Source organism: Ignavibacteriota bacterium (genome assembly GCA_016713565.1).
GTDB lineage: Bacteria > Bacteroidota > Ignavibacteria > Ignavibacteriales > Melioribacteraceae.
This window is the reverse complement of sequence record JADJOX010000007.1, coordinates 465,338-487,182: the sequence shown is the minus strand read 5'-3', so window position 1 is coordinate 487,182 and position 21,845 is coordinate 465,338. Positions and strand designations below refer to the sequence as shown.

Annotated in this window: 19 protein-coding genes; 7 read left to right on the top strand and 12 right to left on the bottom strand. The window is 31.3% G+C overall.

Features of this window, described 5'->3' with window-relative positions; genetic code table 11:
* Positions 1 to 88 precede the first annotated feature (88 nt).
* Positions 89 to 424 (bottom strand): STAS domain-containing protein, encoded by a 336-nt coding sequence (locus IPK06_09295; GenBank protein MBK7980176.1) that lies wholly within the window; start codon positions 422 to 424, stop codon positions 89 to 91.
* 193 nt (positions 425 to 617) lie between these two features.
* Between IPK06_09295 and IPK06_09290 the strand changes: the two genes are divergently transcribed.
* The 6 genes from IPK06_09290 (at position 618) to IPK06_09265 (ending at position 8,347) form a co-directional block, all read left to right on the top strand.
* Complete coding sequence (locus IPK06_09290) at positions 618 to 1,202, top strand: sigma-70 family RNA polymerase sigma factor (protein ID MBK7980175.1); 585 nt, start codon at positions 618 to 620, stop codon at positions 1,200 to 1,202.
* Positions 1,203 to 1,373: 171 nt separating this feature from the next.
* Positions 1,374 to 3,317 (top strand): SpoIIE family protein phosphatase, encoded by a 1,944-nt coding sequence (locus IPK06_09285; GenBank protein MBK7980174.1) that lies wholly within the window; start codon positions 1,374 to 1,376, stop codon positions 3,315 to 3,317.
* Positions 3,317 to 3,670 carry an STAS domain-containing protein gene (locus IPK06_09280; protein ID MBK7980173.1) on the top strand — a complete coding sequence of 118 codons (354 nt, stop codon included), beginning with the start codon at positions 3,317 to 3,319 and terminating at the stop codon, positions 3,668 to 3,670. Before IPK06_09285 ends, IPK06_09280 begins: the two co-directional genes overlap by 1 nt.
* A gap of 2 nt (positions 3,671 to 3,672) precedes the next feature.
* Positions 3,673 to 4,110 (top strand): ATP-binding protein, encoded by a 438-nt coding sequence (locus IPK06_09275; GenBank protein MBK7980172.1) that lies wholly within the window; start codon positions 3,673 to 3,675, stop codon positions 4,108 to 4,110.
* A gap of 2 nt (positions 4,111 to 4,112) precedes the next feature.
* A complete protein-coding gene (locus IPK06_09270; GenBank protein ID MBK7980171.1) occupies positions 4,113 to 5,777 on the top strand; it encodes a PP2C family protein-serine/threonine phosphatase in 1,665 nt (554 codons plus the stop codon).
* Between the two features lie 2 nt (positions 5,778 to 5,779).
* Positions 5,780 to 8,347, top strand: a complete 2,568-nt coding sequence (locus IPK06_09265) for a SpoIIE family protein phosphatase (GenBank protein MBK7980170.1) — start codon at positions 5,780 to 5,782, stop codon at positions 8,345 to 8,347.
* A gap of 84 nt (positions 8,348 to 8,431) precedes the next feature.
* Here the strand turns inward: IPK06_09265 and secD are convergent, their stop codons facing one another.
* The 10 genes from secD to IPK06_09215 all read right to left on the bottom strand — a co-directional run bounded on the left by secD (position 8,432) and on the right by IPK06_09215 (position 18,267).
* Complete coding sequence (gene secD, locus IPK06_09260) at positions 8,432 to 11,461, bottom strand: protein translocase subunit SecD (protein ID MBK7980169.1); 3,030 nt, start codon at positions 11,459 to 11,461, stop codon at positions 8,432 to 8,434.
* Positions 11,462 to 11,585: 124 nt separating this feature from the next.
* The gene (locus IPK06_09255) at positions 11,586 to 12,029 is read right to left on the bottom strand and encodes a 50S ribosomal protein L9 (GenBank protein MBK7980168.1); all 444 of its coding nucleotides are present in this window, start codon (positions 12,027 to 12,029) and stop codon (positions 11,586 to 11,588) included.
* A gap of 9 nt (positions 12,030 to 12,038) precedes the next feature.
* Positions 12,039 to 12,248: a 30S ribosomal protein S18 gene (locus IPK06_09250; GenBank protein MBK7980167.1), complete on the bottom strand. Its 210-nt coding sequence runs from the start codon at positions 12,246 to 12,248 to the stop codon at positions 12,039 to 12,041.
* A gap of 11 nt (positions 12,249 to 12,259) precedes the next feature.
* The gene (locus tag IPK06_09245) at positions 12,260 to 12,730 is read right to left on the bottom strand and encodes a single-stranded DNA-binding protein (protein ID MBK7980166.1); all 471 of its coding nucleotides are present in this window, start codon (positions 12,728 to 12,730) and stop codon (positions 12,260 to 12,262) included.
* A gap of 35 nt (positions 12,731 to 12,765) precedes the next feature.
* Positions 12,766 to 13,143: a 30S ribosomal protein S6 gene (rpsF, locus tag IPK06_09240; GenBank protein ID MBK7980165.1), complete on the bottom strand. Its 378-nt coding sequence runs from the start codon at positions 13,141 to 13,143 to the stop codon at positions 12,766 to 12,768.
* A gap of 74 nt (positions 13,144 to 13,217) precedes the next feature.
* A complete protein-coding gene (locus IPK06_09235) occupies positions 13,218 to 15,284 on the bottom strand; it encodes a sodium-translocating pyrophosphatase (GenBank protein MBK7980164.1) in 2,067 nt (688 codons plus the stop codon).
* Positions 15,285 to 15,288: 4 nt separating this feature from the next.
* A complete protein-coding gene (locus tag IPK06_09230) occupies positions 15,289 to 15,891 on the bottom strand; it encodes an aminoacyl-tRNA hydrolase (GenBank protein MBK7980163.1) in 603 nt (200 codons plus the stop codon).
* 2 nt (positions 15,892 to 15,893) lie between these two features.
* On the bottom strand, positions 15,894 to 16,535 hold the full coding sequence (locus IPK06_09225) for a 50S ribosomal protein L25 (GenBank protein MBK7980162.1): 642 nt from the start codon (positions 16,533 to 16,535) through the stop codon (positions 15,894 to 15,896).
* A gap of 32 nt (positions 16,536 to 16,567) precedes the next feature.
* Complete coding sequence (locus IPK06_09220) at positions 16,568 to 17,515, bottom strand: ribose-phosphate pyrophosphokinase (GenBank protein MBK7980161.1); 948 nt, start codon at positions 17,513 to 17,515, stop codon at positions 16,568 to 16,570.
* Between the two features lie 83 nt (positions 17,516 to 17,598).
* Entirely contained in the window at positions 17,599 to 18,267 is a 669-nt protein-coding gene (locus IPK06_09215; protein ID MBK7980160.1) for a hypothetical protein, read from the bottom strand.
* 103 nt (positions 18,268 to 18,370) lie between these two features.
* Between IPK06_09215 and IPK06_09210 the strand changes: the two genes are divergently transcribed.
* Entirely contained in the window at positions 18,371 to 18,640 is a 270-nt protein-coding gene (locus IPK06_09210; GenBank protein ID MBK7980159.1) for a zinc ribbon domain-containing protein, read from the top strand.
* Here the strand turns inward: IPK06_09210 and IPK06_09205 are convergent.
* Entirely contained in the window at positions 18,637 to 21,831 is a 3,195-nt protein-coding gene (locus tag IPK06_09205; protein MBK7980158.1) for a PD40 domain-containing protein, read from the bottom strand. The genes IPK06_09210 and IPK06_09205 overlap by 4 nt on opposite strands.
* Between the last annotated feature and the right edge of the window lie 14 nt (positions 21,832 to 21,845).

Sequence of the window (21,845 nt, the reverse complement as noted above, 5' to 3'; positions counted from 1 at the left end):
TTGAATGATTATTAACGTTAATGAATTGCAGACAAAAAATAACCCAAATTATAATAAATAATTTGGGCAATATATAAGAAAAGTTTAATTAAAAACTTTTTACTGCTTCATCAATAGAATCAAAGTTTTCGAAAATTGTAATCAGTTTAGTAATAACCAACAAACTATTTATTTTTTCGGTAGCACCGGCAAGTTTAAGTGAACCGCCGCCGTTTTTCATTGTTGCAAATCCGCTTATAAGCATTCCAAGACCAGAACTATTCATAAATTTTACATTGCTTAAATCAACTACAATATTTTTTTTACCTTCGTCTAAATAACTATGTAAAAGTTTGCTGAATTCTTCTGTTTCAGGTCCGCCGATAACATTTCCTTTAAGTTCAACAATAACTGCTGAATATTTTTCAGAAGTTTTAATTCTCATCATAGCTCCTAATTATTTTACCGTAAATTAGTTATAACTAATTTTTAAATCAAGATTTCTTTAATAAAAAACCTAAAAACAATATAGATTGTTAAATCTAAAAAAGTTTTTTAAGTGTACATTTTTATATATTTATAAATTATTAATAAAATCCATTTTTATTTTGAACTTTATAACAATAAATTTCGTCTAAATTTTGAACACTGAAGAAAATGAACTAAATAATGCTCTTGATGATGATTTCCCAATTATTGAGAAATTTAAGCAAGGTGATGAAAGAGCTTTTACGGAATTGATTCAAAAACATAAAGATAAAGTTAGGAATCTTGTATTTTTAACTTTAGGCGATGTAGACTATGTTGATGATATTTCTCAGGATGTTTTTATTAATGTTTATCATAAGTTGAAAGAATTTAGATTTGAATCAAAATTTACGACTTGGCTTTACAGAATTACTGTAAATAAATGCAGAGATTATCTACGAAAGAAAAAAGTTAGAAGTATTTTTACTTCAATTGATGAAGACGATTACGAAAAACACGGCAAATACGATGAAGATAATTTTGATCTGCAAAAAATTGTACAGAAAGCTATATTAAAGTTACCTGATAAATTAAAAATCCCTTTAATTCTTAGAGATATTGACGGATTTAGTTATCAGGAAATTGCCGAAAAACTTGAGTGCGAAGTTGGAACAATAAAATCCAGAATATTTAGAGCGCGAGAAAGTCTTAAAATTATGCTTGAGCCTTACAAGGATGAAATAAAAAATTATTAGTCATTCTAAATAAATATTAGGCAAATTATTTTGCAGTTCAATAATTCCCAAACCTTTAGAAATAAAAAATTGGAAAATGCCGTTTTTATATCGGTTATATTTTTTATTTACAAAATTATTTTCCCAATCAGTGGCACATTACCGTTACTTATTATAAATGAGTTGCTGGTGATGATAAGTATTTTTGCCTGGGTTAATTATGTTATTGAATTTATTGATCCCAAATTGAGTAAACCATTATCTCTAATTGTAAACGTTGGTATTTTAAATGCACTTATATTTTTTATAATTTCCGTTACATCTTGGTTATTTAACGAAAGCGGATCAGGATTTACAAGCGGACTTGTTTATGTATTATTTTCAACTCTGATTGTATTTATTTTCATCGGCTCATTGGCTTACATTTTCTCCGTTTATAAAAAATTATGTTATCATCGTCAGAAGAAAGATCCTCAACTTTATTTTAATACGTTAATTATATTTTTTATTTTAACATCCATATCGGCATCATTCTTAAAATCACATAAAACCGTAGAAGGTTTTTCAATTACTTTAGATGACAGCAATGACTTTCTTTTCAACGCGTTTTATGTAATATCAATAATCTTAATTTTTGCAAATGCTTTAAGAGTTGCATGGATTGCTTTCATAAATAAAAAGCAAAAATATTACTTACTTATTATCTCAATTATTTTAACCACACTTTCCTGGATGAACTTTTCAATTATGCAGGGTGAAGATTTTAATGTTGTTAGAAATTTCTCACCGGCTTTGGAACAGTTTGTTAGTCTTGTTATGATTTTCGGCGGAATTTATTTTAGTATAATTTTCTTTACAACACTTTTTCATCTTCCTACCGCAGAAGCAATTGACCGGAAATCAGAAGAACTTACGAGTTTAAAAGATATAAGTATTTTGATGAGCCAGGTTTTTGATTTTGAGGAACTATCTGAAACAATAACCTCAACAACAATTAAGGTAAGCAATTCTGATGCTGCTTGGATAGTAATAAAAAAATCAAACGGTTTTGATATACATTCGATTTCAGGAATTGGATTAGTTGATGCAAATCATATTTCCGAATTTTTAATCTATAACAATTTGTTGAATGAAAGCGATGTTAAAATTACCGATATGCAAATTTATGATAAAAATCATAAACTTCCTCAAACAATAAAATATGTTGTTTCCGCACCGCTTTTAATTCAAAATAAAAATAACGGATATTTGTTCTCCGCCAGAAAATCAAGCAGAGTTTTTGAAGAAGAAGATACAAAATCGGTAAGCACATTTGCGGGAATTGCCGCGGTTGTAATTGAAAACGCCAAACTTTTAGAAGAATCTTTAGAAAAAGAACGATTGGAAAAAGAATTAGACGTTGCAAGAGATGTTCAGTATAAAATACTTCCGCAGCAAACTCCACGGTGTGAAAGTTTAGAAATTTCCGCGTTGTTCGTTCCCGCGTTTGAAGTCGGAGGTGATTATTACGACTTTTTCAAAATTGACGATTCAAAATTGGGAATTGTAATTGCTGATGTTTCTGGGAAGGGAATTGAAGCCGCCTTTATAATGGCAGAAGTTAAAGGCGTTTTTTCTTCATTAAGTAAATTGATTAAAAACCCAAAAGAAATTTTAGTAAAGGCAAATTCAATTTTGGAAAATTGTTTGACCAAGAAAAGCTTTGTAACGGCAATTTACGGAATTATTGATACCAAAAACGGGGTCTTTAATTTTGTAAGAGCTGGGCACTCGCCATTATTTTATTTTAACGGTGAAAACGTTGATAAATTAATTCCGGAAGGAATAGGATTGGGTTTGGATTTTTCCGAAAAATTTGAAAACAATATAAAAGAAATGGAAATTAAATTAAATAATAACGATATTTTGATATTGTTTACAGACGGAATTAATGAAGCTTTAAATGAAAATAAAGAAGAGTTCGGATATAATAGGTTGGAAGAAGTAATTTATAAAAATTCCCATTTGTCGGTTGACGAGTTATCAAATCAAATTATGCGGTCTGTAACTACTTTTTCAAAAAATAATTCTCAGCATGATGATATTACTTTAGTTTTATTAAAGTGGAATTCCCACAAAATTAAGGGAGAAATTTGATGGCAGATTTTTATGTTCGTAAAGAAGGGGTTGGTAAAGTTAGCGTGCTTAATGTTAAAGGATTTTTGGATGCACATACTGCGCCCGAGCTTGAAAATGCTTTTAATTCGCTTATAGATAATAAGCAATTTAAAGTTGTTGTAAATTTTCGAGACCTTCAATACATAAGCAGTGCGGGTTTGGGTGTTTTTATGGCTTATGTAGAAACTATGCGTGAGAATAACGGCGATATTAAATTCAGCAACTTAAAAGATGAAGTTTTCAACATATTTGATTTATTAGGGTTTCCATTATTGTACGAATTTTATAAAGAAGAAAAAGAAGCTGTAGAAAAATTCGAATTGGTAAAATAATTTTGAATACTTCAAAGAAAAATACTGCAAAAAAAATAACTGTTAACAGCAGTACAGATAACTTATCCGTTATAAGGAATTTTATTCGCACTGCCGCAATTGAAGCAGGCTTTGATAATGACGCTTCGGGAAAAATTGTTTTAGCTGCAGATGAAGCTTGTACAAATATTATAAAACACGCATATAAATATTCAAACAAAGGTAAAATTGGAATTAATATTTCTGTAAAAAGTAATAAGTTTATAATTGCTATCACCGATAACGGAGCTCATTTTAATTCATCTTCAATTCCGGAACCTGATTTAAAGAAATATTACCAAGAAAGAAAAGTTGGCGGATTGGGAATGTTTTTAATGAAAAAGCTAATGGACGAAATAAAATATTCTCAACCGGAAGATAAGAAAAACAAAGTAACACTTGTTAAATATCTTTCCCAATAAATATGAATTTAACGAACAACACCGCGTTACGTAATCTATCCGCATTAGTTGATTTTTCAAACAATATAAATTCAAATCTTAATTTAGATTTTGCGCTTAATAATTTGCTGCTAACTTGTTTTGGAAAACTGCATACAACAAAAGGTATTATTGCATTATACGAAAATGAAATTCTTAATATAAAATTACTCAAAGGATTTTCACCAAAGGATGCTGAAAGAATTATAGAAATTATTGAAACTAATGATGAAGAAAATTTTTCTTATTTATTAACCGAAGAAAATATTAAGATATATGAAAAATTAATTTCTTCCGATAAAACAATAGGGTTTATTTTTCTTGGCGGAAAACTTTCCGGGCAATTATATGAAAACGAAGATAAAATGTTTTTATCTACTATTACTCAAATTGGAAGCGCTGCGATAAAAAACATTCAGAATTTTGAAAAATTAGATGAACTGAACAAACAGTTGGATAGCAAAATCAATCAGCTTAATTCATTGTTCGATCTTGGTAAAGAATTCAGCAGTATTTTGGAAATCGATAGAGTTTCCAAACTTTTGATTTTTGCGATAAGCGCTCAAATGCTTGTTTCAAAGTTTGCAATTGTTTTAATCCAAGAAGATAATTTTAAAATATTGGAAACAAAATATAATCCTAAACAACTTAATGATTTGTTGTCCGGTTGCAATTGCAAATCCATTAATACATCTATCCTAACGAACAATTCCTATGAGTTAGAGGAATTAAATAAAATCGGTATTGACGTTATTGTCCCGATGGTTATAAAAAATGTAACAAAAGGCTTTATTTTCCTGGGTAAAAGATTGTCAAAAAAAAATTACTCTCAATCCGATTTGGAGTATTTATCATCGGTAGCAAGTTTGGCTATCATTTCAATTGAAAACAGCATGTTGTTTCAGCAGGCATTGGAAAAGCAGAAAATTGAAAAAGATCTGGAAATTGCTCGGAATATTCAGAGAAATTTACTTCCAAGAACTCTGCCTAAATCAGACAAATTTGAAATTGAAGCAATTAACAAAACAGCAAAAATGGTTGGCGGAGATTTTTATGACGTTGTTCAATTAACAGATAAAAAACTGCTTATTGCAATTGCGGATGTTTCCGGAAAAGGAATTCAGGCTTCTTTGCTTATGGCAAACCTTCAAGCATTTTTAAAGGCAATATATAAGCAGAACTATAAGTTGCAAGAAGCGTCTAATTTTCTGAATGATGTTGTTTCTGAGAATACTACAAATGGAAGTTTTATTACTTTTTTTTGGGGAATATTGGATACTGAAAGCAATGAATTTTCTTATGTAAATATGGGACATAATCCGCCGCTTCTTGTAGATGATCAAGGAATTAGAAAGTTAAATAAAGGCGGAATGATACTTGGAGTAATGAAAACAATTATTCCTTATGAAATGGAAACCGTAAAACTAAAAACTGATGATGTAATTTTATTATTTACCGATGGAATTACTGAAGCGATGGATTATGAAAATAATGAATTTACGGATGAAAGATTGGAAGATTTGGTGTTAAAGAGTTTTAAACATAATTCGAAAATGATACTTCATAATATAATGGAAGATATTAATAAACATACGGTTAATACAGAACAATCAGATGATATTACTTGTCTGGTATTAAAAATCAAATAATTATGTTAAACAAATTTTTAACAAAATATCGTAAAAAACTTATTGTGCCGGTTACCATAATAGTAGGCATAATTGGATTTATTAATATTTATTTTATACTCAATGTTACAACAAGAACAAACGATGAGTGTATTTGGAAACCTAAAAAAGTTGACTCGGATAGTTTGGTAATTTATTTTGACTTGGTTAAGTACAAAGGTGTAACTTGGAACGCGGGAATTCGCGACGGAGATATTTTTTTAAAAATAGATGGGAAAAAACTTAGAAATTTATATCACGCCTCCTATTTGGCAGATAGAAAAGCTACAGGAGATTCTCTGATATTTACAGTTTCAAGAGAAGGAAAAGTATTTGACACAACTATTAAAGTAAAGAAAATAATAAATATTTGGGGTTTAGCTTTTTCCATACTCGGTTTAATTTGGCTTGCAGTAGGATTTGTCGTTCTTTCATCCAAACCATACGGATTTCCTCAAATTTTATTTTATAGAATTGGAATCTTATTTATTCTTTCCAATACGGTAAATTTATTTTCCGGCAATTTTACCTTAAATCCAGTTTATGAATATCCGCTGATTACAACAATTGTTGATTTATGCTGGGTAGTTTCATCAATTTTCCTTCCATTTGTTTTTGTTTATTTTTTCTGGGCTTTCCCGCTAGAAAAAAAAATTATAAAAAAGAAGTACACTGCAAAGTTGTTATTTTATATGCCGCTAGTATTTTCAATTTTGGCAATAATATCTAGAGTTTATTTCATTTATTACCCAGCGGCTTCAACAAATAGTTTTGATAATAAGCCGACCTTTGCTCTAATTGGATTTATAAATTTATTGACAATCATTGCACTTATTATTGGATTAATTTCATTATTTAAAAGTTTCTTTAAGTTAAAAGATCCAACCGAACGGGCGCCCATTTTTATTGTTTTATTGGGATATACTGTAGGTTTGGCATCAATAATATATGTTAATACATTTGCTAATGTTTTGGCTGAATCAATATTTAATAATCCGGAATATTATTTACCAATATTTTTAATAATTCTACTTCCTCTAAGTTTCGGATATTCTATTTTTAGATATTCATTGCTGGATGTGAGCGAAGTATTAAAAAATACAATTTTATATGGAACTGCTACAATTACAATTGCCGGAGGATATTTTCTTTTAATTTATGTATTAGGTCAATATATAAGTGAAGCTGTAACTTCTGAATATCAAGGAGTTGTTGCCGGAGCTGTATTTATTATTTTTGCGTTAATTTTTCAATCTACCAAAGATCGCTTTCAAAATATAATAACAAAATATTTTTATCCCGAACAATTTGCATATCAAAATGTATTAATGAAATTCAGTAATGAAATATCCACAATTGTAGGCTTAGATAAAATACTTGATTCGGTTTTAGAAACTTTTGTTGATTCTTTAAAAGTTGAAAAGTTCGGTATTGCAATAAAAGATTTTGACACTAATGAATTTATTCTAAAAAGGGAAGACGGCATTAAAAATGCAAATCTTATTCTAACCAATTGTGAAAATATTATTACCGAAAAAATTAACGAAAAGTTAGAACTTAAACGTCCAATTTCTTTTGATCAAGCTGAATTTGAAAATGTTTTTCCGGATAATAACAAAGAATTAAAGGAAGAAGGCATTTATACAATTATCCCATTATATATTAAAAAGAAAATTGTCGGACTTTTATTATTCGGATTGAAACACTCAGGCGCGCAATTTGCCGGAAAAGATATAGAATTGTTGATAGCTGCCGCTAACCAAACAGCAGTTTCGTTGGAAAATGCGAGACTTTATGAAGAAGAAACAAAGAAAATAAAATTGGAAAGGGAATTGATTGTAGCAAGACAGATACAGGAAGGTTTGCTGCCGGTAAACATTCCCAAAATAAATAATCTTGATGTTTCAGGTATAATGATTCCCGCTATGCATGTCGGCGGAGATTATTATGATGTAATAAAAATTTCAGATACTCAAATGTTTATTGTTGTTGGAGATGTTTCGGGAAAAGGTCTTTCGGCATCCTTTTATATGTCAAAGCTTCAAACAATGATTCAACTTTTTTGTACGGAATCCAGATCACCTAAAGAAGTATTATTTGAACTGAACAAAAGAATTACGGGCACAATTGATAAACAATGGTTTATAACATTAACGATTGCATTTGTTGATTTGGCAACTAGGAAAATTAAAATTTGCAGAGCAGGGCATACACCTACTTTAAAATTTTCTGACGGAGTTGTGCAGTATATAAAACCGAAAGGAATTGGAATCGGTTTGGAAAGCGGCGATTTGTTTAAAAATAATTTGGAAGAATTAGAATTGAATCTTTCTCCTCGAGATATTTACATTTTTTCTTCCGACGGAGTTAATGAGGCGATGAATTCAAATAGTGAATTATTCGGTTATGAAAAAGTGATTTCTGTAGTTAAAGAGAAAGCAGGACACAGTGCCAAAGAAATATTAAATTCTACGCTTCAGAGTTTAGAGGTTTTCAGAGGTAAAATAGATCCGAACGATGATATTACTATGGTAGTTCTTAAGGTTTTATAGATTAGAGAAATAATATTTTAGTTTATTAAAATAAAAAAGGCAGCTAAATCAGCTGCCTTTTTCTGTATTATACTTATTCACAAATTAAAACTGAATTTTTTGTCCGCGTCTCTTAACATACTCCAAAACAAATGCGCTTGCAACAAATATAGAAGAGTAAGTTCCAATTACAATACCAAAGACTAATGAAAATGCAAATCCTCTTAGCACTTCACCTGCAAATAATAAAATTACAATAACAGCAAATAATGTTGTTAAGCTTGTAATTAATGTTCTTGATAATGTTCTATTAATGGCTTTGTTCATAATCTCCTCAATATCGCCAGTTTTATGAATTTTAATTTCCTCTCTAATTCTATCGAATACAACCACTGTATCGTTAATTGAATATCCAACCAACGTTAAAAATGCCGCTACCACGCTTACTGATATTTCTAAGTTCAAGCCAGGTATTAAACCGTATAAAAGAGAAAACGCACCGAGTGTAATTAATACGTCGTGGAAAAGAGCTATAACAGCACCAAGTGCAAATGCAAATTTAAATCGGAAGCCAAGATAAACTAAAATAACAATTAAGGATAGAAATACGGCAATCATAGCGTCAAATTTTAATTCTTCTCCAATTTTTGGTCCGACTTTTTCTTCCTTCAAAACCTGGAAAGGATTATCAGCATGTTTTTGAATTAGATTTTCTTTAATCCAATCAGCAATTGTAAGATTTACTGTCATTCGTTTATTTTCAATATCCATTGTTGTTCTAGAAGTTTGGAATCCGTCGTTAAATAATTTGTCTATTAACGAATTTGTTATTTCATGATTCGGAAACTCAAAAGTGATTGCATTAGAAGATGAGTCAATAATTAATTTTTCCACATTTGGATAATATTTATTAATTCCATTTTCTAAAGTTTTAACAACATTTGGAATTACTGCTTTAGGAATTTCTTGTAATTCTGTACGTATTAAAACTCCGGTATTATCTCCGAATGTTTTAACTTCAACATTGCCAATTCCAATTTTTCCCAATTCATCTCTAATTTCCGTAATTTCAATCGGTTTGTTAAATTTAACAGCTATCTCAGAACCGCCTTTGAAATCAATACCAAATTGAACTCCTCTGATAAGAATACTTAAAATTGCAATAACTAATAAAGTACCGGAAACCATATAACCTATTTTTCTGTTGCCGAGGAAGTTGTAATTTATTTTTTCAAATACTTTCGATCTGCTTCCAATATTAACTGAATAACCTTTTGCCAACATAAATTCAAATAAAAGTTTGGTAATTACCAAAGCACTGAACAAACTTGCTAAAATACCAATCATCAATGTTAATGCGAAGCCTTGAATTGGACCGCTTCCGAATTGATAAAGTATTATAGCTGTAAAAAATGAAGTAATATTTGAGTCAAATATTGCTGAATAAGAATGAGAAAATCCTCCTTGAACCGCGGCTTTCACTGTTTTTCCTGTTGCCAGTTCTTCTCTAATTCTTTCAAAAATAAGTACATTAGCGTCAACTGCCATACCGATTGTTAAAATAATACCGGCAATACCGGGAAGTGTTAAAGTTGCGCTGAAAGCTGCTAAAACGCCAAGTATAAATAAAATTGTAAAAAATAACGCTAAATCCGCAAAAGCACCGGATTTTTTATAATAACTAAACATAAAAAAAGCTATAATCACAAATGCAATGATTGTTGAATTAAAGCCTTGTGAAATTGAATCTTGTCCTAAAGACGGACCAACTGTTCTTTCTTCAATTATATCAACCGGAGCCGGTAATGCGCCTGCTTTAAGAACAATTTCAATAAGTTTTGCTTCTTCTAAATTATCCATTCCGGTAATTTGCGAATTTCCTGAAGGAATTTTTTCATTTATATGCGGAGCAGTATAAACATATCCATCCAAAACAATGGCGCATCTTTTATCAACGTTGGCGCCCGTAATTCTAGCCCATTCTCTTGCACCTTCAGAATTCATCTGCATATTAACAACAGGGGCAGTAGTTTGCTGACTAATATTTGATTGAGCGTCAACTATTACACCTCCGGTTAGTTCCGGCTGTTTGTTTACCAAGTACAAATTATAATAAGTAATCCCGTCTTGAACAGTATACGGTTTTGCCGAATATAAGAATTCAACATTATCCGGAATTACTTTTTTAACTTCTGGTCTATTCAAGTAATTATTTAATAGATCTTTTTTTCCTTCTTCAACAATTGCATCGGCGCTGTTTTGCGAAATTAATTTGGCAATTGAGAAAAATGGATGTTTTTTTGCGTTTTCTTCTGCAGAAAGTTCTGCATCAGAAAGTAATGAATCTTTTTTAACTACTTCGCTTGAATCTTTGTTAAGATTTGCCAATACTTCATCTATCTTATTCATTATTGGGAAAGTGAATTCGGGATCTTTAACTAATTTGAATTCAAGCATTGCTCTTCCTTGAAGAAGGTTCTTTGCTTCTTCTTTTTTAGCTACGCCCGGCAATTCAATTATAATTCTTCTTGCGCCTTGTTTTTGGATTGAAGGTTCCGAAACACCATATTGGTCAATTCTGTTTCTTATAATTTCTATCGCTCTTGTAACGGCATCAGATTCCTGCTCATTCAATTGAGAAATAATTTCGGAATCTTCCTGTCTTATTGATCCAAAATATCTGCTTAGCCTTATATTTTTCTCAGCTAATTTTCCCGCAAAAATAGAAACGAAATTTTGATCTGAAGTTTTAGCAATTTCAATAGATTCTTTTAGCAAATTTTGAAACTGAGTATCCGGATCTTTAGCTAAACGCTCCAATAGCTTTCCGGTATTTACTTCCATTACAAGATACATTCCGCCTTGTAAATCTAAACCTAATTTAATTCTTTTTTCTCTGGCAGCTTTTATGTCGGGATTAGATACACGAATACTATCTTCTTTATATTCAAGAAGACTTTTAATTTGCTCGTCAGATAAATTTGAATTTGATGTTTTTAAGCTATCTTTAAGATTATTAATAATTTTCGAAATTTGTTTATTATTATTATAATCTTGAAAAGTAGGATACAGCAAGTAAACACAAAGTGCTACAGCTGCAACTACTAATGCTGACCTAAATCTTAACTCTTTCATAATGCCCAGTGTAAATTGTTTTAGTTATTTAAAAATTTGAATTGAACATTTAATTCAATTGAATTATAATATCAATTATAAAAACAAAAAACCTTCACTTGTATTGAAGGTTTTTATTTTGTAATTATTCTCTAACAACCCATGTTTTTACTACCGCATTAACATCGGGATGAAGTTTTATACTAATGCTGTAAATTCCCAAAGCTTTAATTGGTTCATCCAAATCAATTTTTCTTTTATCAATATCATATTTTTTTTCTTTAAGAGCGTCTGCAATCATTTGGTTTGTAACGGAACCAAAAATCCTATCTTCTTCACCAACTTTTACAGGAATTGTGATAGAAATTTTTTCCAAATCGACTGCAAGCAATTTTGCAGCTTCAAGTTCTTTAACTTCTTTTTTAGCAATTTGCTGTTTTTCTTCTTCCAAAGATCTAATGTTACCTTGTGTTGCTATGTATGCAATTTGTCTTGGAAGTAAAAAATTTCTGGCAAATCCGTCTTTTACATCAACAAGATCGCCAATTTTACCTAATTGGTCATAATTTTTTCTTAGTATTACTTTCATGATAAACTCCTACTTAACTGCTTCTGAAACGAATGGTAAAATTGCAACTTGTCTTGCTCTTTTAACAGCTCTAACAAGTTCTCTGTGTTGTTTAGCGCTTAATCCTGTAATTCTTCTTGGAATAATTTTACCTTGATCAGAAATAAATTTTATTAATTTTTTTCCATCTTTGTAATCGATGTATTCATCAATAACTCTGCGAGCTTTTTTATTTTTCATTTTTCCCTCAATTATTTATCATCATTGATAAGATTTGATTCTTCATCATTTAAAAATTTATCAAATGATGTATCTTCAATTAGGCTGTCATCCGAATCTTCACTTGCTGTATCTGGAAAGTCTTCGTTTGATTTACCCAACTTATTTAAAAATTGTATTCTTTTAGCTTTAATTTCTACTATTGTTCTGTTTTTTCCGTCTTCTGTTTTGAAAGTTCTGCTTTGTAATTCGCCGTCGACAAGAACCGCGCTTCCTTTTTTTAATCTATCTTTACAACTGTCGGCTAATTTATTCCAAGCAACAACACCAACATAACAAACATCTTCCTGCCATTGATTATTGCTGTCTTTATATCTTCTATTTGCAGCAACATGAAAATTGGCGACTGGGGTATTGTTCGATGTTTCTCTAAATATTGGATCTTTTGTTAAGTTACCAGCTACAATTACATTGTTTAATTCAGGCATTTTCAATTCAGCCATTTCTTTCCTCCATCTAATCGTTTGTTATACTTTGCTTATTCTACTGTTGTTTTTTCTGCAACTTGTTCTGCTTCTGGTTCATCTTTTTTGTTTGCAGCAGTTTTTAAGTATTCTAAAGCTTTTTTGTCTAAAGAAATGGTCAAATACCTTATAACATTTTCATCGAGTTTTAACGATCTCTCAAATTCAGAAATCATTGATGGAGCTGCTATGAATCTAGTTATTAAGTAGTAACCACTTTTTGAATTGTTGATTGCGTAAGCAAGTCTTTTTCTACCCCAATTTTCAACATCAGTTATTTCACCGCCATTTGTTTTGATGGTATGATGAATTGATTTAGTGATTTCTTCAATTTGGGGATCTTCAAGCGTTGCATTCAAGATTACAACACTCTCGTAGTTTCGTGTTGCCATTGATTCCTCCCTTTGGCCTTTTGGCTATTAAAATTTTATTTAATAGCAGGGTTGATAAAAAATTGTCTGTAAATTTACTTAATTAATGGCGCAATTACCAAAGAAACTACAGACATTAATTTGATTAAAATATTTAATGATGGACCGGATGTATCCTTTAGAGGATCACCAACCGTATCTCCAACAACAGATGCTTTATGAGGTTCTGATCCTTTTCCGTAGATTTTTCCGTCTATGTTTAAATTTCCTTCAATAAGTTTTTTTGCATTATCCCAAGCGCCTCCGGCATTTGATTGAAAAATTGCCATTAAAACGCCTGAAACTGTAACTCCAGCTAATAATCCTGCAAGCATTTCTTTAGAAATAAAACCAATTACAACAGGGACTAAAATTGCCATTAACCCCGGTAATTTCATCTCTTTTATGGCTGCTTTAGTTGAGATTTCGACACATTTTGAATATTCAGCTTCGGCAGTTCCTTCTCGTAATCCGGGTATTTCTCTAAATTGTCTTCCTACTTCAATAATCATTTCTCGTGCCGCTCTTCCAACCGCTCCCATTGCCATAGAAGAAAACAAAAAGGGAAGCATTGCTCCGATAAACAGACCGCCCATTATTATGGGTTTGGAAATGTCAATAACTTCAATTTCAGCTTGATGCATAAAAGCCGAAAATAACGCCAATGCGGTTAAAGCAGCCGAGCCAATGGCAAAACCTTTTCCAATTGCAGCAGTTGTATTTCCAACGGCATCTAATTTATCTGTTCTTTCTCTAACTTCTTTAGGTAGTTCAGCCATTTCCGCAATTCCGCCAGCATTATCAGAAATTGGTCCGTAAGCATCAACTGCCAATTGTATTCCTGTAGTAGAAAGCATTCCGAGCGCCGCTATTGCAATTCCGTATAAATTTGCAAATTCATAAGCGCCAATAATTCCTAATGAAATGATGATCACCGGCAATGCGGTTGAACTCATTCCGACGCCCAATCCTGAAATAATTGTGGTTGCGGAGCCAGTTAAAGACTGATAAGCAATTTTATGAACCGGTTTGTAATCAGTTCCTGTATAATATTCGGTTATAATTCCAATTAAAGTTCCTGCTACCAATCCAATTAATGTTGAAAAAAATACTCCCAAACTTGTGTATTCAAAATTATTGTAATTCCAAGATTCTGGAAGCATTGCGGTGATAATAAAATATGAGGCAACTAACATCATTCCAGCTGCGCCAAATTCACCTAAATTTAAAGCTTTTTGAGGATTTCCGCCTTCTTTAACCTTAACTAAAAGCGATCCTAAAATGGAAAATATTATACCTGCTCCGGCTAAAACCAGCGGTAAAATAACTGCTTCCAATTTTAATTCAGGTACATCAGGTGTTACAAAAACTGCTCCTAAAACCATAGTACCGATAATTGCACCAACATAGCTTTCAAATAAATCCGCGCCCATTCCAGCAACATCACCAACATTATCACCAACATTATCTGCAATGGTTGCCGGATTTCTATGATCGTCTTCAGGAATACCTTCATAAACTTTACCGGCAAGGTCTGCGCCGACATCCGCGGCTTTTGTATAAATTCCTCCTCCTACTCTTGCAAAAAGTGCAATTGAGGAGGCTCCAAGCGAAAAACCAGACAATACATTTATAATTTTAACAATGTCCCAATTTAAATTGGAATAAATAATAAATAAAGTTCCTAACCCAAATACACCCAATCCAACAACGTTCATACCCATAATGGTACCGCCAGAAAAAGCAATTTCCAATGCTTGTCCTAAACCAATTTTTGCTGCTTCGGTGGTTCTGACATTGGCTTTTGTTGCCGCATTCATTCCCAAATAACCGGCTAAACCCGAACTGAAAGCTCCAATAATAAATGAAACAGCAATCAGCCATGACGAATCAGAATTTCCGGCGTTTGAAAATGCAAGTAGTAATGCAACAACAATTATAACCCAAAATAAAACTTTATATTCAGTCTTTAAAAAGGCGATGGCTCCATCTCTAATATATTCTGAGATTTTTGTCATTTTTTCGGAACCGGTACTCTTTTTTGAGATCCAGATATTTTTATAAAATGAATAAGCTAGAGCAGATAAACCAAGAAAAGGTATAATGTAGATCAATAATTCCATAAATTTAATCCTCATTTTGAGATAAATTGGAAGTTTTATTTTTTGTCTGTTTACTATAACAATCTAACATTTTTCCGTATCCATTAAATATAAACTCTTTTAAAAGATCGTAAATAAGCGGAAGTTTATTGTCTATTATTTTAATTTCATCATTAGAAAATTTACTTAAAACAAAATCCGCCAAATCGGAATCATTTTCTTCAGCATTAATTCCGAATCTGATTCGAGGAAATTTGTCATTTTGTAAATTATAGATTATGGATTTAATTCCATTATGTCCGCCGTCGCTGCCAGATTGTCTAATTCTAATATTGCCTAAATCTAAGTTAACGTCGTCATAAATTACTAATATATCGTCAGACTTGATATCATATTTTTCTAACAAATATTTAATTACAAGTCCGGAATTATTTACATAAGTAGTCGGTTTTATTAACAAAAAATGGAAAGTATCAAAGCTACTTTCCACTTGCCAAAAATCACTTTTTGCCGGAGAAAAATCAAGATTAAGTTTATGTGCAAAATTATCTAAAATGTAAAATCCAATATTATGACGAGTACCAACATAATTTCGTCCTGGATTTCCAATTCCAACCAATACCCTCAAAACTATCCTTCAGAATCTTCTTGAGCTTTTCCTCTGCTAATTAGTTCAGGTTCTTTTGGAGTATCTTGTAATTCATCAGTCTTTTCATCTGTTGTTTCTTTAATTGTTGTTACTGAAACAACAACTGTATCTGCTGCGCTTAAAATTTCAATATTTTCAAAAGATAAATCACCAACGAGAATAGAATTGCCTATATGGAGATTAGTGATATCTACTTCAAGATGCTGTGGAATATCTTTTGGCAAACATTGAATATCGAGCTTGTGTAAATTTTGTTGAAGTTTTCCGCCTTCTTTTACGCCAACAGCAGAACCGATAAAAGAAATTGGCAATTGTAGCTGAATTGCTTTCCCTAATGTAACTGCTTGAAAATCCACATGCACAATTCTATCTGTCAGCGGATCAAACTGTATATCCTTAAGAATAGATCTCACACTATCTTGATCTTCAATTTTTAAATTAACTAAATGAACTTCCGAAGTATAAACAACAGGTTTAAGTGAAAGTTCTTCTACGAAAATATTAACAGGTTCGGACCCTTTTGAATAAAGAATACCTGGAACATTTCCTTCTCTTCTAATTTTATTAACAGCTCCTTTAGTTGATTTGGTCCTTTTTTTCGCTGTTATGTTGATGTCTGACATAATTTTATTTACTCCAATTATTACTCTAAATTCTAACCTTTATCAATATCAAATAGCGAGCTAATTGATTCGTGATTATGTGTTCTTCTAATTGCTTCCGCTAATAGAACTGAAGCTGAACGAACAAATATCTTTTTAAGATTTTCTTTATTCTTCAGCGGAATTGAATCTGTAACATATAGTTTTGTTATTTCAGAATTCTCAATTTTTTCTATTGCATCGCTAGACAGTACAGGATGTGTTACAGCACCGTATATTGCATTTGCTCCATTTGCTTTAAGTGCGTTGATAGCTGAAATAAACGTTCCTCCCGTATCTATTAAATCATCTACAAGCAGAACATCTTTATCTTTTACGTCACCAATAATATTCATTACTTCTGCTTGATTTTGCTTTGGTCTTCTTTTATCTATAACTACTAAGTTTGCGTTTAGTCTTTTTGCATATGATCTTGCAAGTTTAATTCCGCCAACATCGGCAGAAACTATAACTAAATCGTTTGGATAATTTTTAAAGATATCCAAAAATACCGGCGAAGCATATAAATGATCCGATGGAATATCAAAAAATCCCTGAATTTGGGCGGCGTGGAGATCCATAGTAATTACTCTATCAGCTCCGGCAACCGAAATTAAATTTGCTATAAGTTTTGCTGTAATTGCAACTCTCGGCTGATCTTTTCTATCTTGTCTTGCATAACCAAAATAAGGAATAACGGTCGTTACGGTTGCAACAGATGATCGTTTTGCCGCATCGATCATAATTAATAATTCTAAAAGATTTTCAGCAGGTTGATGAGTCGACTGAACTAAATACACATCGCTACCGCGAATATTCTCTTTAAACTTAACCCATATTTCACCATCTTTAAATTTTTTAAGATCAATTCCACCCAAAGGAATACCAATATAATTAGCTATTTTTTGAGCTAATTCTGGATTGGAAGAACCTGAAAAAATTTTGGGACCGCCTGCAGCCATAACTTATTTTTTGAGATATTTTTAATACAAACTATAAATATAAGTAAAACTGCAAGTTATGTCAATCTTGTTATTTGCATAAACTACTTTTTACTTTTTTTGAGAAGAAATACTAAAACTATAATAATTACAAGACTTGCAAGTCCGTAAATCCATGTAGGAGTCTCTTTTAACCTAAATGGAATATATGTAGCGGAAATAACTTTACCATTCCCAATTGCGTCGGAACTGAAACTCCATTCAAGTTTATTTCTTGATAAAGAATTTGCGTTATGTCTAATTATATTGCCGGGAAGATAATAAGTATAAACAATTGAATAGTTTTTTTCAGAAAATCCGAAAGTTGTAGTTATCGGCTGAATAAATTGAGAGAAAATTTTTGTTTCGTCAGGACCATCTATAATTGAAAGCTCTGCATGCTTGAAAAAATTTAGTAAATTCAAAGAATCGAAACTAGTAAACTCAAATTCAATTTGTGCGTGAAGAGTGCTATCTTCAAAATCGTTGAAAATGGTTATATAATTTATTTTAGTAAAACTTGCGGTAAAATTTTCTTCAATACTTTCTTTATTGAATATTCCTATTTTCTTAATTAGTAGGGAATCAAATTCCGGTTCCATTTTAATCCAGTAATGTATAAACATTTTACCGGAATTATCAGTCTTTAATGTTGTAACCTGATTATAGTTTAAGCATGAAGTTAATAAAAAGACAGTTATAATAATTGATAGGAATAATTTTATGCGCTTCATAATTAAAAGTATTTTTACAAAACTTAGTAAATTTGATTTTGTAAATTAAATTTTATTTTACAAATAAAATCTATAAATTTGCCGTTCAAATTTTAGAGGTATTATGCCAACATATGATTATAAATGTTCTGAGTGTAATTACACTTTTGAAGAATTTCAAAAAATGACCGATGAGCCCTTAAAAGTTTGTCCTAAATGTAAAGGAAAAGTAATTAGACTTATTGGATCTGGTTCTGCTCCGATTTTTAAAGGATCAGGATTTTACCAAACGGATTATAAAAAATCTACCAAACCAACTGAAAGTAAGACTAAAACAGAAAGCGGTTCAGTAAAGGATCAGGTAAAAGAAACAAAAACAAAAAAAGATAATTAAAAATCTAAACCTAAAGAAATATAGTACTTTGGTTTTGAAAAATTTTGTGCGTCATAAGACCACGCGACATCAAATTTCCATAAGAATAAGAAATACAACCTTGCGCCAAAGCCTCCGCCTAGTAATAGATCATTAGTGATTGTTTTTCCTTCTTCCGACTTTTTGAAGAATTTTAAGCTTGAATTATCATCCCATGCACTTCCGGCATCAATAAATGCGGTTCCTAATATGTTTTGGAAAAACAATGGAATGCCGCCCGTTAATAAATATCTTATTAGAGGAATTCGTAATTCTAAGTTTACTAACGAGTATTTTGTGCCTATTTGTTCAGCATAATTAAAACCTCTTAATGGAAGAGCAGGAGTTAGGAATACAAAGTCGGATGCTGAACTTAATGGAATATCTTGTGTTGAAAAAGTTCTGTTTATCCAACTTTCTGTACCGCCGATAAAAAATCTTTGTGCATTAATTCCAAACGAATAGCCGCCTGAAAATCTCATCGCAAAACCGTTATCATAAAAAAATCTGAAATATTTTCTATAATCCCAAGTTAAAGTTCCGAAGCTTTCATCTGATTTTCCAAATCCTGGATTTCCCAATAATGTTAAATTGTATCTTTCACCTTCAATAGGCGAAGTATAGCCCCAAAGTACATTGTCTTTAATATAACTAATTGAAGGAATAATAAAAGTTGCTTTTTCAATCGGGTCTTCAATAAAATCTAAATTTTCTTTCGAAACTCTTAAAATGCTTAAAGTAGTTTCAACCCTATGAAATGTATTTAATGGATAACTCGCAAAAAGATTTCCGCCATAACTTCTAAACCTGTATAAATCGCTTCCGAAAAATCCTGAAAGATAAACAAATCTTGCTGTATGGTATGCTGCAATTCCAAAGTTTATTCTTTCCGGTAAGTAATAATAAGCCAAACCGTAATCACTGTTCTTTAAATCTATTTGTAAGCTAGTTGTGCCGACTAATCTATGATTTCCTAAAACATCACTGAAAGATAAAATTGTTGTTCCCAGAACGCCATATAAGGAACTGTAACCAGCATTTGCGTAAATTAAATCAGGAGAGAAATCAACTTTGTATTTATTTACTAAAAAATCTCCGTTATTATCCAACTTTTCTCTAAACAATAATTCCGGTTTTTTCTCCGCAGCATCTTTAGCAAACACATCATTTTTTGCAAAAACAAAATCTGTGTAATCAGTTCGGATTGAATCTTTCACTTCTTCTTTGTTGTCAATAATTTGACCAACAAATATTTTTGAATTATTTTCCGAAGAAGAATCTTTTTTTGCATTATCGGAAAGAACAAATTTAGTTTCTTCTTCCGGAAGATCTGCATTTTCGGTTAAAGTTTCTTGCGGAATATCTTCTTCATAAAACTGGTTCATGTATTTTGTGAATTGAATATCCTTTATCTCTTCCATTTCAAAAGGATTATTAATTAAAAATATGTTAAATCCGGCGTTATAAAATGCCGAGAAAACTAACTTTTTAGAATCTTGTGAAAGTGAAATACTTTCAATTTTATTTAACGAATTTGTTAACGGGATACATTTTGTATCTAAAATTGTGCCTACTGAATCATTTTTTGTCAGAGTAATTCTTTTTTTATAAAGATTATCAATTCCATTATAATCTGAAATGAATATAATTTCATCTCCATTTGATGAAAATACGGCTTGTTTTTCATCGCTGTATTGCCAATCGGTTACCCGTTCAATTTTCTGTGATTCTACACCATAAATATAAAGATCCATTTGAAAATTTTGGAGTGTGGACATAGAAAGTCCGTCCTGCGCAAAATTATTTTTTGTTAAACCGTTTCTATCGGAGGAAAAAATTATTTTCTTACTGTCTGGTGACCAGCTTGGAACATATTCGCTGAAAATATCATCAGTAATGTTTGCGAGTTCTTTTGTTTCAAAATTATAAACATAAATATCAGATTGTTTTGCGCTACAGCCAAGAAAAGCAATTTTTTTCCCATCTGGCGACCAACTAACGGATTCAATTCCATGAAGTTTGAACGGTAAATTTTCCTCTTCATCATTTTCTGTATTTATTATTTTAATCATGTCGTATCCATCGGACTTACTGGAAAGAGCAATTCTAATGTTATCAGGCGACCAAGTCAATGCCGGAAATAAAACATTTAATTCTTCAAGATCTTCAGTTCTTCCGCTTTCAATTACTTTCTTAATTTCTTCGCCGTCAAATGAATTCATTAAATAAACATCGAAATAAATATTTCGGTCGGAAATAAAAACAATTTTATCACCTTGAGGGGAAATAGCCGGGCTTATATTATAAAATCCGCCAAGTTTTTTATTATCAGTCAATCTTTTGGCAAATTCATCGGGATCTTTTCTTGAAGCGATTTCTGGCCAGAAATTTCTTTTTACTTCTTTTTTCCATTTATCGTTTAATTCTTCTAGATCAATGCCTATAGAAGATTTAAAGCCCGCAACAACATTGCCTTTTCCTTTAATATTTTGAAGCAAGTCAGCAATTTTTTCTTCGCCGTAGGTATCAGCAATATATTTGAATAAAGCTTGTCCGCCTCGATACGCAAAATATCCGTCAAGTCTATTTATATCGGGAAGATATTCATTAATAATTGCGTCTCGTATAAACATATCGGAATTTGTTTCCCAACCGCTTGACAAATATTCAGCCATGCCTTCATGATACCAAGTAGGTAATTGAAGCGTAATTCCTTTTGCTATTATATTTTGAATAGTTCCGCCGTAAAGCATATCGCGCATTACCGCGTGGACCAGTTCATGATGAATTACATGTTTATATTTGCTATATGAGCCTTCAAAAGGGAAGACAACTCTGTTTTTAAAAGGTTCTGTAAATCCGCCAATTCCTTGGGATAAGTAACCATCGGTAGTATTTGTTTCTTGAAATTCATTATGAGAATTATAAACAACTAGTGATATTCTGTTGTTCAACTGATAATTCAATTTTTTTTGAATATCTTCTAAAGATTGTTCTGCAGCTTGTGCCGTAAATTCTGCGGCATCGTCGCCTTCTTGAGAAAAATAAATATCAAAATGTTTAGTTTGAATATAATACCAATCATGATCTCTATATTGAACGCGGTTTTTTCCAAATTGAGCAAGTATCAAATTTGAAAATATTATACTAAATAATAAAATTTTTATTTTCATCTTAAGTTCCGAAT

Coding starts and splice junctions, on each gene's coding strand:
- IPK06_09255 (MBK7980168.1), bottom strand. CDS start 12,029: ATGAAAGTAATACTAAGAAAAAATTATGACCAATTAGGTAAAATTGGC.
- IPK06_09270 (MBK7980171.1), top strand. CDS start 4,113: ATGAATTTAACGAACAACACCGCGTTACGTAATCTATCCGCATTAGTT.
- IPK06_09225 (MBK7980162.1), bottom strand. CDS start 16,535: ATGTCAGACATCAACATAACAGCGAAAAAAAGGACCAAATCAACTAAA.
- rpsF (MBK7980165.1), bottom strand. CDS start 13,143: ATGGCAACACGAAACTACGAGAGTGTTGTAATCTTGAATGCAACGCTT.
- IPK06_09245 (MBK7980166.1), bottom strand. CDS start 12,730: ATGGCTGAATTGAAAATGCCTGAATTAAACAATGTAATTGTAGCTGGT.
- IPK06_09215 (MBK7980160.1), bottom strand. CDS start 18,267: ATGAAGCGCATAAAATTATTCCTATCAATTATTATAACTGTCTTTTTA.
- IPK06_09250 (MBK7980167.1), bottom strand. CDS start 12,248: ATGAAAAATAAAAAAGCTCGCAGAGTTATTGATGAATACATCGATTAC.
- IPK06_09235 (MBK7980164.1), bottom strand. CDS start 15,284: ATGGAATTATTGATCTACATTATACCTTTTCTTGGTTTATCTGCTCTA.
- IPK06_09205 (MBK7980158.1), bottom strand. CDS start 21,831: ATGAAAATAAAAATTTTATTATTTAGTATAATATTTTCAAATTTGATA.
- IPK06_09220 (MBK7980161.1), bottom strand. CDS start 17,515: ATGGCTGCAGGCGGTCCCAAAATTTTTTCAGGTTCTTCCAATCCAGAA.
- secD (MBK7980169.1), bottom strand. CDS start 11,461: ATGAAAGAGTTAAGATTTAGGTCAGCATTAGTAGTTGCAGCTGTAGCA.
- IPK06_09295 (MBK7980176.1), bottom strand. CDS start 424: ATGAGAATTAAAACTTCTGAAAAATATTCAGCAGTTATTGTTGAACTT.
- IPK06_09280 (MBK7980173.1), top strand. CDS start 3,317: ATGGCAGATTTTTATGTTCGTAAAGAAGGGGTTGGTAAAGTTAGCGTG.
- IPK06_09285 (MBK7980174.1), top strand. CDS start 1,374: ATGATAAGTATTTTTGCCTGGGTTAATTATGTTATTGAATTTATTGAT.
- IPK06_09265 (MBK7980170.1), top strand. CDS start 5,780: ATGTTAAACAAATTTTTAACAAAATATCGTAAAAAACTTATTGTGCCG.
- IPK06_09210 (MBK7980159.1), top strand. CDS start 18,371: ATGCCAACATATGATTATAAATGTTCTGAGTGTAATTACACTTTTGAA.